Origin of the sequence: Lysinibacillus sp. NPDC097279 (assembly GCF_044761745.1) — a bacterium.
GTDB lineage: Bacteria > Bacillota > Bacilli > Bacillales_A > Planococcaceae > Lysinibacillus.
Genome location: NZ_JBIWDA010000011.1, coordinates 41,487 through 56,810, shown reverse-complemented (window position 1 = coordinate 56,810; position 15,324 = coordinate 41,487). Strand labels below are relative to the sequence as shown.

General features: G+C 36.8%; 16 protein-coding genes and 1 rRNA gene. 16 read left to right on the top strand and 1 reads right to left on the bottom strand.

The features are described 5' to 3' along the window. The 13 genes from rrf to rsmI all read left to right on the top strand — a co-directional run. Nucleotides 1-94: ribosomal RNA gene (gene rrf / locus ACIQ1H_RS22400) — 5S ribosomal RNA — on the top strand; the annotation flags it as partial. A gap of 170 nt (nucleotides 95-264) precedes the next feature. Then, complete coding sequence (locus ACIQ1H_RS22395; RefSeq protein WP_402892171.1) at nucleotides 265-798, top strand: sigma-70 family RNA polymerase sigma factor; 534 nt, start codon at nucleotides 265-267, stop codon at nucleotides 796-798. Beyond that, nucleotides 791-2,350 carry a S26 family signal peptidase gene (locus ACIQ1H_RS22390; protein WP_402892169.1) on the top strand — a complete coding sequence of 520 codons (1,560 nt, stop codon included), beginning with the start codon at nucleotides 791-793 and terminating at the stop codon, nucleotides 2,348-2,350. The genes ACIQ1H_RS22395 and ACIQ1H_RS22390 overlap by 8 nt, the downstream gene beginning before the upstream one ends. A 146-nt stretch (nucleotides 2,351-2,496) precedes the next feature. After that, nucleotides 2,497-3,921, top strand: coding sequence for an aminotransferase class I/II-fold pyridoxal phosphate-dependent enzyme (locus ACIQ1H_RS22385; RefSeq protein WP_402892166.1), 1,425 nt, complete (start codon nucleotides 2,497-2,499; stop codon nucleotides 3,919-3,921). A gap of 17 nt (nucleotides 3,922-3,938) precedes the next feature. After that, the gene (gene tmk, locus ACIQ1H_RS22380) at nucleotides 3,939-4,568 is read left to right on the top strand and encodes a dTMP kinase (RefSeq protein WP_402892163.1); all 630 of its coding nucleotides are present in this window, start codon (nucleotides 3,939-3,941) and stop codon (nucleotides 4,566-4,568) included. A gap of 303 nt (nucleotides 4,569-4,871) precedes the next feature. After that, nucleotides 4,872-5,201 carry a cyclic-di-AMP receptor gene (locus ACIQ1H_RS22375; RefSeq protein WP_024362572.1) on the top strand — a complete coding sequence of 110 codons (330 nt, stop codon included), beginning with the start codon at nucleotides 4,872-4,874 and terminating at the stop codon, nucleotides 5,199-5,201. Between the two features lie 92 nt (nucleotides 5,202-5,293). Next, nucleotides 5,294-5,734: a YaaR family protein gene (locus ACIQ1H_RS22370; protein ID WP_228134242.1), complete on the top strand. Its 441-nt coding sequence runs from the start codon at nucleotides 5,294-5,296 to the stop codon at nucleotides 5,732-5,734. 153 nt (nucleotides 5,735-5,887) lie between these two features. Continuing rightward, nucleotides 5,888-6,892: a DNA polymerase III subunit delta' gene (holB, locus tag ACIQ1H_RS22365; protein ID WP_228134243.1), complete on the top strand. Its 1,005-nt coding sequence runs from the start codon at nucleotides 5,888-5,890 to the stop codon at nucleotides 6,890-6,892. Beyond that, on the top strand, nucleotides 6,885-7,700 hold the full coding sequence (locus ACIQ1H_RS22360; RefSeq protein WP_402892158.1) for a PSP1 domain-containing protein: 816 nt from the start codon (nucleotides 6,885-6,887) through the stop codon (nucleotides 7,698-7,700). The genes holB and ACIQ1H_RS22360 overlap by 8 nt, the downstream gene beginning before the upstream one ends. A gap of 27 nt (nucleotides 7,701-7,727) precedes the next feature. Continuing rightward, nucleotides 7,728-8,084, top strand: a complete 357-nt coding sequence (gene yabA, locus ACIQ1H_RS22355) for a DNA replication initiation control protein YabA (protein ID WP_228134245.1) — start codon at nucleotides 7,728-7,730, stop codon at nucleotides 8,082-8,084. A gap of 63 nt (nucleotides 8,085-8,147) precedes the next feature. Then, nucleotides 8,148-8,897: a tRNA1(Val) (adenine(37)-N6)-methyltransferase gene (locus ACIQ1H_RS22350; RefSeq protein WP_337980141.1), complete on the top strand. Its 750-nt coding sequence runs from the start codon at nucleotides 8,148-8,150 to the stop codon at nucleotides 8,895-8,897. Beyond that, nucleotides 8,881-9,144, top strand: a complete 264-nt coding sequence (locus ACIQ1H_RS22345; RefSeq protein WP_228134247.1) for a GIY-YIG nuclease family protein — start codon at nucleotides 8,881-8,883, stop codon at nucleotides 9,142-9,144. The genes ACIQ1H_RS22350 and ACIQ1H_RS22345 overlap by 17 nt, the downstream gene beginning before the upstream one ends. Then, on the top strand, nucleotides 9,141-10,016 hold the full coding sequence (gene rsmI / locus ACIQ1H_RS22340; protein ID WP_402892154.1) for a 16S rRNA (cytidine(1402)-2'-O)-methyltransferase: 876 nt from the start codon (nucleotides 9,141-9,143) through the stop codon (nucleotides 10,014-10,016). The genes ACIQ1H_RS22345 and rsmI overlap by 4 nt, the downstream gene beginning before the upstream one ends. Before the next feature lie 265 nt (nucleotides 10,017-10,281). On the opposite strand, the gene ACIQ1H_RS22335 is transcribed toward rsmI, so the two are convergent. After that, nucleotides 10,282-10,560: a transition state genes transcriptional regulator AbrB gene (locus tag ACIQ1H_RS22335; protein ID WP_024362580.1), complete on the bottom strand. Its 279-nt coding sequence runs from the start codon at nucleotides 10,558-10,560 to the stop codon at nucleotides 10,282-10,284. 346 nt (nucleotides 10,561-10,906) lie between these two features. Here ACIQ1H_RS22335 and metG point away from each other — a divergent pair, with 346 nt between their 5' ends. From metG to ACIQ1H_RS22320, 3 genes are all read left to right on the top strand, one after another. Beyond that, on the top strand, nucleotides 10,907-12,883 hold the full coding sequence (metG, locus tag ACIQ1H_RS22330; RefSeq protein WP_402892151.1) for a methionine--tRNA ligase: 1,977 nt from the start codon (nucleotides 10,907-10,909) through the stop codon (nucleotides 12,881-12,883). Between the two features lie 253 nt (nucleotides 12,884-13,136). Continuing rightward, on the top strand, nucleotides 13,137-13,907 hold the full coding sequence (locus ACIQ1H_RS22325; RefSeq protein ID WP_402892148.1) for a TatD family hydrolase: 771 nt from the start codon (nucleotides 13,137-13,139) through the stop codon (nucleotides 13,905-13,907). Nucleotides 13,908-14,043: 136 nt separating this feature from the next. Beyond that, nucleotides 14,044-15,255: a resuscitation-promoting factor gene (locus tag ACIQ1H_RS22320; RefSeq protein WP_139860053.1), complete on the top strand. Its 1,212-nt coding sequence runs from the start codon at nucleotides 14,044-14,046 to the stop codon at nucleotides 15,253-15,255. Nucleotides 15,256-15,324: the final 69 nt, after the last annotated feature.

Sequence of the window (15,324 nt, the reverse complement as noted above, 5' to 3'; positions counted from 1 at the left end):
TCACACCCGTTCCCATACCGAACACGGAAGTTAAGCTCTTTAGCGCCGATGGTAGTTGGGGGCTTCCCCCTGTGAGAGTAGGACGTCGCTAGGCACATTTAAAAGATCGAAGAGAAATCTTCGGTCTTTTTTTATTTCTACTAAAATAATAATCCATTCATGAAGAATACATATAAAAGAAAATGAAACTATACCTAATTTGCATCCGTCTATTGAGTAAAAATTATATATTAATAATTCAAACATAAGAGAAGGGGGGATTTTATGGAGCAGTACGAAGCACAAAATATGAAGGAAATTATGCATACATATGGTGACTATATGCTGAGATTATCGTATTTATATGTTAAGGATTGGGTTACGGCTGAAGATATTGTACAGGACGTCTTTATCAAGTTTTTTGAAACGCAACACCAATTTGAGGAACGTGCTACGTTAAAAACATATTTGGCTAAAATAACAATCAATCGATGTCATGATTATTTGCGTAGCTGGAAAAGTAGAAGACAATTAATTTCGAACTACTTGTTAAAACAAATCCATGCTGAAAAGCCATCGATAGATAGCGAGATGTTACAACGTTTAGAGAAGCTGGATATCGCTAAAAATGTTCTACAATTATCTGTAAAGTACCGTGAAGTAATTATATTGTTTTATTATGAAGAACTGACCACTGCGGCGATTGGAGAGTTACTTAATCTTTCTGAGAATACAATTAAAACGAGATTGCGACGCGCGCGGGAAATGCTAAAACTGAGGCTAGCTGAAGTTGAATGGGAGGTGTTACGTCATGAATAAAATAAAGCATGAATTTGATAAGTTATTTAGTGAAGAATCTAGATTTTCGGAGGCCAATGAGGCACGAATTATGCAAGAAATAACAGCTAGAAAAAATACTAGTCGTAAACGTTCGTGGCAGTATCCTCTTATAATATGTGGCTCAATAGTTCTTATAGTTTTGCTCGCCGTGATTGTGTCGTTTGAATCAAATATATCCAAAGAAGAGTCACTGGCATTATGGTTGCAAAAAAGTGGTGCAGATGAAATTCTTTATGAAGAAATGAACGTGTTGCAAAAGGAAGATGCCTTTATTATTTACAAAGTACAGACGGATTCGGGTTTGCTAGTCCATGCTACATATTTAATTTATCAAAATAGCGAATGGGTTTTCCAAGACAATTGTACGAATGGATTTGATACAGAAGATGTAATTGTCCATTATAGACAGTCGTCTAATTTATATTGTGGTGCTGTACAAAGCAATAGTTTAAAGAAAGTTATAGTTGGACAACAGAAAGCAAAGCTACTGGAGGTAGCCAATGAGGGGATGTTTTGGTTTGCTTTTAGCAAGCAACCAGGAGCTCGTGTTGTTTACGAATATATGGATGGATCAATGCAACGTATGAATTCCATAGAATGGTCGTACACGGACATTGATGATAGGGTCCCTGTGCTAGGTAATATGTCGGGACAACAATATAAGGTCCAGTATACAGGTAATGCAATGGATCGGGGTAACAACGAATATACTTCTTATCCGATTGTAATTGAGCCAAATATTGAAAAACTAAATAGTGGCGATGTTGTTTATGTAAATGCCGAGGATGGAACAAAGACGATAGCACGTATTGTAGGATTGCCTGGAGAAAAGGTTGCCATTCATGATGGAACGATCATAGTAAATACAATACCCCTAGATATATACTATGGTTTTGCCACACAAATGGGCTTCGATGTGTTTGAAGTATATATCGACAAGCTGAAAGAAGATGGTGCGACTTTTGATGAAAATGAAATTCGTAAATATTTTTTCTGGAATATGGATGAATTGACCATTAATGCAGACGAATATTTTGTAGCAGCAGATAATTGGGGACACGGTATGCTGTCGAAAATCACAGATGCTCAAATTATTGGGAAAGTGCTAGGTTATGAAGCAGGGGAGATGGCGAATGAATGGACGAAAACGGAAAGGTCATTATACGATGCTTTTAGAGAACAAAATAATATGGAAATATTCCACGATATAGATCCATTGACGATAGCCCGTGTTCAGTTATACGCGAAATTTTTAGCTGATGAACAAACGGTGTATCGACTGTATACAACTCGGGAAAACTATTCGAAGTGGAGCGAAGCAGAGCATATGCGTCAGCATACACAAGTAGAAGCAGAAAGTAATAGGTCGTGGGCATTTGAAATGGCGAAAGCAATGGAGAATGGGACTTTTAAAGAACTACCTGATCATGGAGGAGTCATCCTTTTTACACAAAATGAAAGTGACATGGGCTATCAAATGGTAAGGAATGAAAACGGTATTTGGCAAGTGGCCTTTATGCCAATACAGTAAACATTCTTCGTGTATTAGTATGTAGGCTATTTGCTGTAATTTTCTACCCTTTAAATCTTAAGCTATCCTATTTAGTAGGATAGCTTTTTTATCCTGTAATAATCCCGTATAATTAAAGGATAATAAACGGAAAAGGGTGTCTTGTTTTGCAAAAGAAAAAGCCAATTGTAGAAGGTTTAGAGCGTTTTCGACAACAACAAAATATATCCTTCCATGTACCAGGGCATAAACATGGTGAATTGTCACAACTTCCACAAGCTTTTAAAGATGTCATGCGTTACGATGTGACAGAATTAACAGGGCTAGATGACTTACATTATCCTGAAGAGATGATTTTAGAGGCAGAAAGTTTACTAGCTGATACATATGGCGCGAGAAAAAGCTTTTTTTTAGTAGGTGGCTCTACGGTAGGAAATTTAGCTATGATTTATGCTACATGTAAAAGAGGCGAGACAATTATTGTACAACGCAATGCGCATAAGTCTATTTTTCACGCAATCGAGCTTGTTGGAGCAAAGGCGGTATATATTTCTCCACTGTGGGATGATCGAACATTAACAGCAACACATGTCTCTTATCATGATTTAAAACAGGCAGTCGATTGTTATCCAGAGGCAAAGGCAGTTGTCTTAACATACCCTACATATTACGGTATGACTTCGAAAGAAATGTCACAGCAAGTCGCTTATTGTCATGAAAAAAAAATACCCGTTTTGGTAGATGAGGCTCATGGCGCTCATTTTAGTGCCTGTGCTTTATTTCAGCCATCTGCTTTAACCTTTGGTGCTGATGTTGTTGTACAGTCAGCTCACAAAACGTTGCCCGCTATGACAATGGCTTCATTTATGCATGTAAACTCACAATTAGTGGATGTAGATCGCATCCATCACTATTTACGCATGTTACAATCCAGTAGTCCATCGTATGTATTGTTAGCTTCTTTAGATGATGCACGCTATTATATACAGACATATATGGAGAGTGATGGTGCATATATAATAGAGAAAAAAAATCAATGGGTTGAAGCATTACGTGCGATTGGCTCACTTGAAGTTATTGAAGTAGATGATCCTATAAAAGTATTGCTTCGAGTTAACGGTTATAGTGGCTTTCAATTACAAGAAGCATTAGAAGCTAAGCATGTTTATGCAGAGCTTGCAGATGCACATCAAGTATTATTTGTGTTACCACTTTTAAAACAAGGGTATAGTTACCCGTTTGCAGATATACGTGTTCGCATTAAAGAAGCTGTAACAGCATTATTAAACACTGAAAAAGCAGATATACAAGCTGTTTCACAAACTGCTTACAATTTTGTCGCTATTACTGAACCAGTGTATTCGTTCGATGAAATAGGGAGTATGGAAAAAGAATGGCTACCATATATGCGAACAATGGGACGTACGGCTGCAAGTATGATTATTCCATATCCCCCTGGCATACCATTACTTGTGCCAGGTGAAAAAATTACAGTGGCTAAACTAAGTCAACTAGAGGAATTACTTGCAACAGGTGCAACCTTCCAAGGAAATCACCGATTAGAAGAAAAAATGATTGAGGTCATTAAATAGTTGGAGGCAATAACAGCATGAAGCGCAATTTATTTATTACATTCGAAGGTCCAGAAGGTGCTGGCAAAACAACCGTTATTAAGAAAATTGCTGAACGGTTAGCACAAGAAAATATAGATATATTAGCAACAAGAGAACCTGGCGGCATTGAGATCGCTGAAAAAATCCGTACAATCATTTTAAATCCTGAGCATACAGCAATGGATGAGCGAACAGAAGCATTGTTATATGCCGCAGCTAGAAGCCAGCATTATTTTGAAAAAGTACGACCTGCTTTAGATGCTGGAAAAATGGTGATTTGTGATCGATTTATCGATTCATCTTTAGCTTACCAAGGATATGCACGTGGCATTGGTGTAGATGAAGTACTATCCATTAATGAGTTTGCTATAGGAAAAAAACTACCTGATTTAACAATCTTATTTGATATTTCTCCAGAGGTTGGTTTAGCCCGTATTCATGCACATGGAGACCGCGAAGTAAACCGCCTTGATGTGGAAAGTCTGGCTTTTCACCAAAAGGTGCGTGAAGGATATTTACAATTAGTAAAACGTTATCCAGAACGTATAAATGTCATCAATGCAGACCAAAGTATTGAGCGTGTAGTTGAAGATGTATGGGCAATATTGAATGAAGCAATACAGTAAAAACATGAAGTCAACCACCATATTGTGATATAATGGTAACATACGGTGACAGATGAACTGCATCGAATAGAAGAACAACTTTCCTTATAGGTGCTAAGAAGAATGCAATTTATCATTGGTTACGCAAAACGTGATAAAATAAAGAAGTGAACTTTTTTTAGCGCAATCTTTACTTCGAGGTAGTCATTCGAAAGCCTAATTAATTTTGTGCTTTTGTATAAAATGTAGTTAGTAACGATGGTAGATGTTGCTGTTTTTGAATAAATTCTATCAAGGCCAATTATATAAAAGGGGTGAGTGCGAATGAAGTTAGTCGTAGCTGTGGTACAGGATCAGGATAGTAGCCGCTTATCAAATGCTTTAACGAAAAATCAGTTTCGCGCAACAAAATTAGCGAGTACAGGGGGTTTTTTACGCTCTGGTAATACGACGTTCTTAATTGGAACAGAAGACTCTCTCATACCCAAAGTTTTAGATATTATCCGTGATAATTGTCGTGCGCGTGAACAGTTAGTTGCACCTGTTTCACCATTAGGTGGTAATGCTGATTCCTATATACCATATCCAGTGGAGGTAGAGGTAGGAGGCGCTACTGTATTTGTTTTACCGATTGAACAATTTCACCATTTTTAACGGTATTGAATAAAAATTTAACATAATCATGGCAGTACAAATTCACTTACGAAGATGAATTTGAGAAGAAAGCAATTGGGGGCGAAAGAAGCTTGAAGATCAATCAAGATATCCGTGTCGGGTTAAATACTAATCGTAAAGAGCCTCTGCAAAATACTAATCAAAACAACCGATTTGGTGATATGGTCGTAAAGCAAGGTTCAAAATTGCAAACCGAACAATTAACACGATTGTTGGGGGATATTTCTACTGCTGGTGACCGTGTTGCAAGATCCCGTAATTTGCGAGAACTTGCTCGTTTTAAAATGCTCGTCAAGCGATTTTTACAGGAAACTGTAGAGCATGGAATGGAATTAAAGCAATCACATACATGGAATCGCTTTGGTGAAGGAAGACGATTAAAGATTATTGAAACAATTGATAGTCGCCTTGTGGAACTAGCACAAGATATTTTAGATGAAGAAAAAGAAGCGATTGACCTTCTCGATAAAATTGGAGAGATAAAAGGTCTATTAATTAATTTATATATGTAAAACCCGTGTCTTGTTCACTTGTAGGCGCGGGCTTTTTTCAAATTGGTTCAGTAGGATTTTAAATAGTAAAATTAGGAATGTATCTCTACTGAAATACATTTACTTGTACAAGTCTAAAAGGCTTTATTGATATAGGAAGGAATTTAATAAAAAATGGCGAAGAATGTTGAAGAGCTTTTCACACTACAGCCAGTCGTAATGAAGCAGCTTCAAACGATATTTGATAAAAATAGATTAGCCCATGCATACATTTTTGATGGCGAAAAAGGGACAGGCAAAGTGGATATTATGCATTTTTTTGTAAAATTAATGCTATGTGAACAACCACTTAAAAATGTTCCATGTGAAACATGTCGAAATTGCAGACGGGTGGATTCGGGAAATCATCCGAATATTCATCAAATTTATCCTGAAGGTCAATTTATTAAAATTGATCAAATACGGGATCTTATTGCAGAGATGAAGATGATGGGTGTAGAGCAAGGACGGAAAATTTACGTACTCCATCATGCAGACCGCCTTAATATTGCATCTGCTAATATGATCTTGAAGTTTTTAGAGGAACCAGAAGGGGAAGTTACGGCTATTTTGTTAACAGAACAGATGCAATCGATATTACCAACGATTCGCTCGCGCTGTCAGCATGTTAAGTTTCAAAAAATGCCAAGACAAGTGTTGTTAAAGCATTTGCAAGAAAATGAAATTTCCCACTCTATGGCTTCTACTGTTAGCATGATGACGAACGAGCTCGAAACAGCTATTTTTTTAGCAAAAGATGAGCAGTTTGCACAGGCTCGAAAAACAGTGTTAAAATTAGTAGAGGCAATTCGCCAAAATGTACATGAAGCTATGATTGTTGTGCATGAGGAATGGTTGCCACTATTTAAGGAAAAAAGCGAAATGGAGCAAGCATTGGATTTACTACTATTTGCTTACCGTGATATAGTGTCAATAAAAGCTAATCCCGAAGCAGCTTGTACTTATCCAGACATGTTACAGCCTTTCAAAGAAGCTGCGTTACATTCGACTTTCGAACGCCTATCTAGTCAAATGGAAGCCATTTTACAGGCGCGCGCATCTTTACAGCGTAACATGAATAGGACGTTAATGATGGAGCAGCTAATGCTTAATCTGCAGGAGGGATATACATTTGTATAATGTAGTAGGAATTCGCTTTAAAAAAGCGGGTAAAATATATTATTTCGATCCAGCATCATTTCTACTAGAAGACAGTCAATATGTCATTGTAGAAACAGCTCGTGGTGTAGAATACGGTAAAGTAGTTGTCCCTCAAAAAGTAGTAGGGGAAAATGATGTCGTATTGCCACTTAAGCAAGTACTACGACCAGCAGATGAACGAGATCGGATTCAAGTTGAAGAAAATGCAATTGAGTCAAAGCGGGCATTTGAGCTAGCAAGTGCCAAAATCATAGAACACAAACTAGAGATGAAACTTGTTGATGTTGAATATACATTTGATCGTAATAAAATAATTTTTTATTTTACAGCAGAAGGTCGGGTCGATTTTAGGGATTTAGTAAAAGATTTAGCCTCTGTTTTTAGAACGCGTATCGAGCTACGCCAAATAGGTGTTCGAGATGAAGCAAAATTATTAGGTGGTATCGGTCCATGTGGTCGAATGCTATGCTGTTCAACATTTTTAGGTGATTTTGACCCAGTATCTATTAAAATGGCAAAAGATCAGAATTTATCTTTAAACCCATCAAAAATATCAGGGTTATGTGGTCGTTTAATGTGCTGTTTAAAGTATGAAAACGATGAATATGAAGAAGCAAAAGAAGGCATGCCAGATGTTGGTGAAATGACAATGACACCAGATGGCCGCGGAAAAGTTGTAGGTTTAAATGTGCTGGAAAGACTTATTCAAGTATATTTACAAGAGCAGGAACGAACAGCTGAGTATACACTAGAAGAACTGCTAGCATGCGAAAAAAATCTTATATAAGATAGAGAATTTAACGAGGTGGCTTGGGTGAAGGACCGTAATTTCTTAGATACCGTTATGGAGTTCGAACAACAGCTCGAAGCAATGCAGGAGCAATTTGGTGCATTGAAGCAATTTGTAGCGTTAATGATGGAAGAACATAAGGCACTCGAAACAGAAAATCATCACCTTCGTACACGTCTAGAAGAACTACTTTCTAAAGAGAACACCGTACAGGCTGCAGATGAGAAGAAAGAGATTCCATTAGATATTGGCGAGGGATATGATAACTTAGCACGCCTATACCAGGAGGGCTTCCACGTTTGTCATGTTCATTTTGGGAGTTCACGTAAAGGTGAAGACTGTCTGTTTTGTCTATCATTTTTAAATAAGCAAAATGTGTAATAGAAGGCTGATTCCCGCTTCGGTGGTGTCAGTCTTTTGTTTTGTATAGTAGGAGGAAGGTTCGTGGAAAATTGGTTAAAGGATGATGAAAGGCTAGACTATTTGCTGGCAGAGGATCTACGTATTATTCAAAGCCCATCTGTCTTTTCTTTTTCATTAGATGCGGTGTTGCTTTCGAAATTTGTCAATGTACCTTATTATAAAGGAAAAATTGTTGATTTATGTTCTGGTAACGGTGTCATACCATTATTTTTAAGTGCCAGAACGAAAGGACAAATTACAGGTGTAGAAATACAACCACGTCTATTTGATATGGCTGAGCGAAGTATTCGTTATAATAACTTAGAAGAACAAATTCAAATAGTTCTTGGTGATGTAAAGGAAATTCCAACTCAATTAGGAATTGAAAAATATGATGTGGTAACATGTAACCCGCCGTATTTTTTAGCTCATGAAGCGAGTGATAAAAATATAAGTGAACATCACGCGATTGCGCGACATGAGCTACATTTAACACTTGATGAAGCGGTACAGTCTGCAAGTAAATTATTAAAACAAGGTGGCAAGGCAGCATTTGTTCATCGGCCAGGCCGCTTATTAGATATTGTCACTGCGATGCGGGCAAATCGATTGGAACCAAAACGAATGCAACTGATTTATCCGAAAGCGGGGAAAGAAGCCAATACCTTATTAATAGAAGGAATAAAGGATGGTAAACCTGATTTAAAAATATTACCGCCGCTTTATGTTTATGACGAAAACAATGAATATACAGCAGAAGTGAGAGAAATGCTCTATGGAAAAAACCAATAGTCATTTCTTCTATGTATTAGAATGTGCAGACAAGTCGTACTATGCAGGCTATACAAATAATGTAGACAAGCGTGTTGCCGCACATAATGCAGGTAAAGGTGCTAAATATACTAAGGCAAGAGGACCTGTGACATGTATCTATGTCGAAGCTTTCGACACAAAACAAGAAGCGATGCGCGCAGAATATGCTTTTAAGCAGTTAACACGGACGCAAAAAACAAAATATATGGGGAGGGATCAATCGTGAAATCACAAAAAAGTACGGTGCACAATCAGCAAGGATACTTATATCTTGTGGCAACACCAATTGGGAATTTAGAGGACATGAGTGTGCGTGCACTGCGTATATTAAAAGAAGCGGATGTGATTGCTGCTGAAGATACACGTAATACAAAAAAACTTTGTAACTATTTTGAAATTGATACACCACTTGTTAGTTACCACGAACATAATATCGAAGCTGGGGGAGAAAAGCTATTAGCCTTTTTACGAGAAGGGAAAACGGTGGCATTAGTTAGTGATGCGGGTCTACCTTGTATTTCGGATCCTGGGGCAGATATTGTCGTGAAGGCAATCGAGGAAGGAATTGCAGTAGTGCCAATACCAGGTGCCAATGCGGCAATATCTGCTTTAATTGCATCAGGTTTAACGCCTCAGCCATTTTTCTTCTATGGCTTTTTAAACCGTGGAAAAAAAGAGAGACGCCAACAATTAGAGCAATTAAAAAATCGACAAGAAACAATCTTATTTTATGAGGCGCCACACCGCTTAAAGGAAACGTTAAAGGATATGGAATTAGTTCTTGGCAATCGACGTATTGTGCTAGCGCGTGAGCTCACAAAGAAATTTGAAGAATTTCTTCGTGGCACGATAACAGAAGCGGTTGAATGGGCACAGACCGAAGAAATTCGAGGGGAATTTTGCATTGTTTTAGAAGGAAATCAACATGCAGAACAAGACAATCAAGAAGAGGCATATTGGAAAGATATGAGCGAGGTAGAACATGTCGATTATATCATTGCTGAAACAGGTGTAACTTCTAAAGAAGCTATTAAAGAAGTAGCAAAACTTCGACAAGTAGCCAAACGAGATATTTATAATGCTTATCATAGTGAGTAAGTGTCAATAACAGCGGGGTTGTCTCAAAAGAGGCAACCTTTTTTGATTGATTAATACAAAATTTTACAAAATGTTGTCATTTTCTTTGTTAAAATAAAAGATTTAAAATTGATAATAATTGTAAAAAAGAGTAATCTTAATAAAAGATGTCTGACATGGACATTATAAGGGAATCATATATATTACTTTTCGTGATAAGAAGAAATTTTTATCAAATAATAAAAACACCTAAATCGCTGTTTTCGATTTAGGTGCTAGAAAGAAATTATTTTTTTAAGCTAGATTGGATTTCTTTCATTAACATTTCTGCGCCTTCAGGACTTAAAATTAATTTTCCTCCAACTAGACGGAAGTTATCATCAGATACTTCACCAGTAACAGCACATGTCATATTAGGCATATATTTTTTAAGGATGATTTTGTCGTCATCTACGTAGATTTCTAAAGCGTCTTTTTCAGCGATACCTAATGTACGGCGAAGTTCGATTGGAATTACCACACGACCTAATTCATCGACTTTACGAACAATTCCTGTTGATTTCATAATTATTTTTCCTCCTAAAAGTAAAAGTTATATTGTATTTCGTCAAATTTCGACATTATTTCTTTGTCTGATAGTTATCATACCAAGTAATGCCATAAACGTCAATTAATTAATACAGTAATAATCTCTTATTTGTAAAAATTTTTGAGAAGAAAACAGTTATATTCAATTTTTTAAAAGGTTTTTATTATAGATTTTATTTTATAGTAAAAAAGCTTCTTATAAAATACATTAAATGGATTAGTATAATATTCGACAATTTTCGCATTCAATAAACTTTCATTGAAACGAATTTCGTACTTCGATAGAATAGATATTATACTGTGAAACATTGGAGGCAGTTCTCGTGAGCGAACAAAACAAAACATTCTATATAACAACCCCGATTTATTATCCAAGTGGAAAATTTCATATTGGTACGGCGTACACGACAGTGGCGTCCGATACGATAGCACGTTATAAACGTTTACGTGGATATGATGTGCGTTTCTTAACAGGAATGGATGAGCATGGACAAAAAATTCAAGAAAAAGCAGCAGAAGCTGGCAAGCATCCTCAAGAATATGTAAATGAGATTGCCGAGGCAGCAAAAAAACTTTGGACATTAATGGACATTTCATATGATGATTTCATTCAAACAACAGAGGAACGTCATACAAAAACTGTCGAAAAGATTTTCCAAAAGTTTTTAGATAACGGCGATATTTATAAAGGTGAGTATGAAGGCTGGTACTGCACGCCTTGTGAGTCATTCTTTACAGAGACGCAACTAGAAGATGGGAAGTGTCCAGACTGTGGACGGGCTGTACACAAAGTGAAAGAGGAATCTTACTTCTTTAATATGAAGAAATACGCTGATCGCCTATTAGCTTATTATGAAGAGAACCCTGATTTCATTGAACCAGAATCACGTAAAAACGAAATGATTAACAACTTTATTAAACCAGGGCTGGAAGACTTATCGGTATCGCGTACTTCATTCGACTGGGGTATTAAAGTACCTGGAGACCCAAAACACGTAATTTATGTTTGGGTAGATGCGTTAACAAATTATATTACTTCTTTAGGATACTTATCGGATGATGAAACGTTATTTAACAGATATTGGCCAGCGGATGTGCATGTAGTTGGAAAAGATATTGTACGTTTCCATACAATCTATTGGCCAATATTCTTAATGGCTCTTGATTTACCATTACCTAAAAAAGTTTTTGCACACGGATTTATTATGATGAAGGACGGTAAAATGTCTAAATCAAAAGGAAATGTTGTGTATCCAGAAATGCTTATCGAGCGTTATGGATTAGATGCAACGCGTTACTTCCTATTAAGAGAGCTTCCATTTGGCTCTGATGGTGTATTTTCTCCAGAGTCGTTTGTTGAGCGAACAAATTTTGACTTAGCAAATGATTTAGGCAATTTATTAAACCGTACGATTTCCATGATTAACAAATATTTTGATGGTAATATCCCTACAGAAAATCTTCAATCTACTGAATTTGACGAGGCATTGAAAGTGCATGCAGAAGCAGTACGTATTAAATATGAAGAAAGTATGGAAAAAATGCAATTTAGTGTCGTATTAGCCGACCTATGGACGCTTGTTTCACGCACAAATAAATACATTGATGAAACACAACCTTGGGTTCTTGCAAAAGACGATGCGGATAAACCAAAATTAGGTTCTGTTATGCGAAATTTGGCAGAAAGCTTACATCATATTGCTGTCATGTTACAACCATTTATGACATCTACTCCGACACGTATTATCAACCAATTAGGTCTAGATGACAAATTCTTAACATGGGAAACAATTGAAACATTCGGCAATACTATTCCAGTAAACATTAAAGTGGTAGAAAAAGGAACACCGATTTTCCCTCGTTTAGATAGCGAAATTGAAATTACTTATATTCGTGAGGAAATGCGTGGCTCAGTTAAAACTTCTCAGGAAGAAGAAGCAAGCGTAGAATCAAAAGCTGTGGAAGTTCCAGAAATTCCGGAAATTTCAATTGATGATTTTATGAAAGTTGACTTGCGTGTGGCAACGGTTACAGCATGTGAGCAAGTACCGAAGGCGGATAAATTATTAAAGCTTCAGGTAGACCTTGGTTACGAGCAACGACAAGTAGTTTCGGGAATTGCTAAGTACTATTCTGCAGAAGAATTAGTCGGACAAAAAGTAATCGTAGTTGCGAACCTAAAACCTGTTAAGTTACGCGGTGAATTATCACAAGGAATGATTTTAGCAGGTGAAAAAGATGGAATTTTAAAGCTTGCAACTGTTGATCCAAAATTGGAAAATGGTGCAAAGGTAAAATAAAAAACTAAGAATGGCCTGCTGAGTAGAAAATATTCAGCGGGCCATTGTAAATTTAGCCTTAAAATGGCTATTTCATTATTTTGAGATAATTTATGCAATGCATAAATTGACGAATTTTAGGTATATGGTAATAGTTATGGCGAATATATATAAGTGTATTGTCACAATACTAAATTGTTTGTAACAAATTTGTAATACAGATGCAAAATATGAAATAATAATTTTTAATAAAATCAATGTTAGGAGAATGACAATGTTTATCGATACACATGTACATTTGAATGCGGAGCAGTATCAAGAAGACTTACAAGAAGTCATAGATCGAGCTCTTGAAGCAAAAGTTGAAACTATGGTAGTTGTAGGATTTGATCGTAAAACGATTGAAAAAACAATGGAATTAGTAGAGCAATATGATTTTATTTATGGTGTTATTGGTTGGCATCCAGTAGATGCCATTGATTGTACAGAAGAGGATTTACACTGGATTGAAGAATTGGCAGCACATCCTAAAATTGTTGGAATTGGTGAAACAGGTTTAGACTACTATTGGGATAAATCTCCAAAAGATGTTCAACAAGCCCTATTTCGCAAGCAAATTCATTTAGCACAAAAAGTAAATTTACCAATTATTATTCATAACAGAGAGGCAACCGCAGATGTTGTCAACATTTTGCGTGAAGAAAACGCAGCTTCTGTTGGAGGCGTAATGCATTGTTATAGCGGAAGTGTAGAAACTGCCCGCCAATGTATTGGGATGAATTTCATGATTAGTCTTGGTGGACCAGTGACGTTTAAAAATGCCCGTATGCCGAAAGAAGTGGCGACGGAGATACCTTTAGAGCACTTGATGATTGAAACAGATGCCCCATATTTAGCGCCACATCCATATCGCGGTAAACGTAACGAACCAGCATGGGTACCATTAGTTGCAGAGGAAATAGCACGTTTAAAAGAAAAACCAATTGAAGAAGTTGCACAAGTAACGACTGCGAATGCAAAAAAATTTTTTGGGATTGACGTTTAACTAGCTAAAGTGCCTCCAATACAGTGTTTACGGTTGGCTAATATAGCATGGTCAAATTTTTTTGAAATACAATCGGGTTGACAGTGCTAATTCTAGTCCGTATAATCCAACTTTGTATTAAGGAGGCGTTTTTTTCATGTCAAATAATTCCATGAAAAACTTGTTCTTAGGATCATTGAGGAGTAAGCAAACAGTGATAAGAATTGTTTCAATTGTCCTGTTTGTATCAGTAATTTCTTTCGTACTTTACCAAGGTACTAAAAAAACCGTAACGCTTAGCGCTAACGGGGAAGCAAATGAAGTAGCAACCCATGCAAAAACTGTAGAAGAACTATTACAAAATGAAAATATAGACGTAGCAGCGCATGATAAAATATCACCCTCTCTGAATGCCAAAATTGTTAATGGATTAGCAATTACTTGGGAACAGGCAAAAGAAGTAACAATTTCAGTTGATGGAAATCAGTCAAAAGTTTGGACAACTGAAAAACTAGTGAAGAACATTTTGAAGGAAGCAAATATTGAAGTATCAGAGCATGATACATTAAAGCAAAGCTTGGATACAGAAGTAGGAGCAGATAACAAAATCGATATTCAAAAAGCGTTTCAGGTGACGCTTGTCGATGGCTTAGAAAATAGACAAGTTTGGTCCACTTCGACTACGGTCGCTAACTTTTTAAAACAACAGGGAATTCAGCTAAATGAATTCGATCGTGTCGAGAATAACCTGGAGGACGTTATCACTCCAGAGAGTAAAATCGCAGTAGTTCGCGTAGAAAAGGTTATCGATGTAGTGGAAGACTCATTAGATTTCGCAATTGAAAAGAAGCAGGATGCTTCTTTGCTAAAGGGAAAACAAAAAGTAGTAACTACGGGCGAGAAGGGCAAAATTTCTCGAACGTATGAAGTCGTTAAAGAAAACGGCAAAATTGTCGCGAAAAATTTACAATCTGAAAAAGTCATAAATGAGCCAAAGAAACAAGTAGTGGCTGTTGGTACTAAAAATTTAGTAGCCAGCACTACAACTGTGTCTCGTGGTTCAGCGGAGCCATCTAGTGGAAAAGAGTTTTATGTTACTGCAACAGCGTACACACCTTACTGTAAAGGTTGTTCAGGAACATCAGCTACTGGCATTAACTTACGTTCAGATTCAGGCTTAAAAGTAATCGCAGTAGATCCATCTGTTATTAAACTTGGCTCGAAAGTTTGGGTTGAAGGCTATGGAACAGCGATTGCTGGGGATACTGGTGGTTCAATTAAGGGTAATAAGATCGACATACTAGTACAATCAGATGCACAAGCTCGTAATTGGGGACGCAAGAAAGTGCGCATTAAAGTATTAAATTAAAAAAATTGTAAAATATAACAAAATGTTTTCACTAAGCATTGGCTTTCCTGTATTGACTGGCAGGAAAGC

Coding starts and splice junctions, on each gene's coding strand:
- ACIQ1H_RS22395 (WP_402892171.1), top strand. CDS start 265: ATGGAGCAGTACGAAGCACAAAATATGAAGGAAATTATGCATACATAT.
- ACIQ1H_RS22390 (WP_402892169.1), top strand. CDS start 791: ATGAATAAAATAAAGCATGAATTTGATAAGTTATTTAGTGAAGAATCT.
- tmk (WP_402892163.1), top strand. CDS start 3,939: ATGAAGCGCAATTTATTTATTACATTCGAAGGTCCAGAAGGTGCTGGC.
- ACIQ1H_RS22375 (WP_024362572.1), top strand. CDS start 4,872: ATGAAGTTAGTCGTAGCTGTGGTACAGGATCAGGATAGTAGCCGCTTA.
- holB (WP_228134243.1), top strand. CDS start 5,888: ATGGCGAAGAATGTTGAAGAGCTTTTCACACTACAGCCAGTCGTAATG.
- ACIQ1H_RS22345 (WP_228134247.1), top strand. CDS start 8,881: ATGGAAAAAACCAATAGTCATTTCTTCTATGTATTAGAATGTGCAGAC.
- ACIQ1H_RS22335 (WP_024362580.1), bottom strand. CDS start 10,560: ATGAAATCAACAGGAATTGTTCGTAAAGTCGATGAATTAGGTCGTGTG.
- ACIQ1H_RS22325 (WP_402892148.1), top strand. CDS start 13,137: ATGTTTATCGATACACATGTACATTTGAATGCGGAGCAGTATCAAGAA.
- ACIQ1H_RS22320 (WP_139860053.1), top strand. CDS start 14,044: ATGTCAAATAATTCCATGAAAAACTTGTTCTTAGGATCATTGAGGAGT.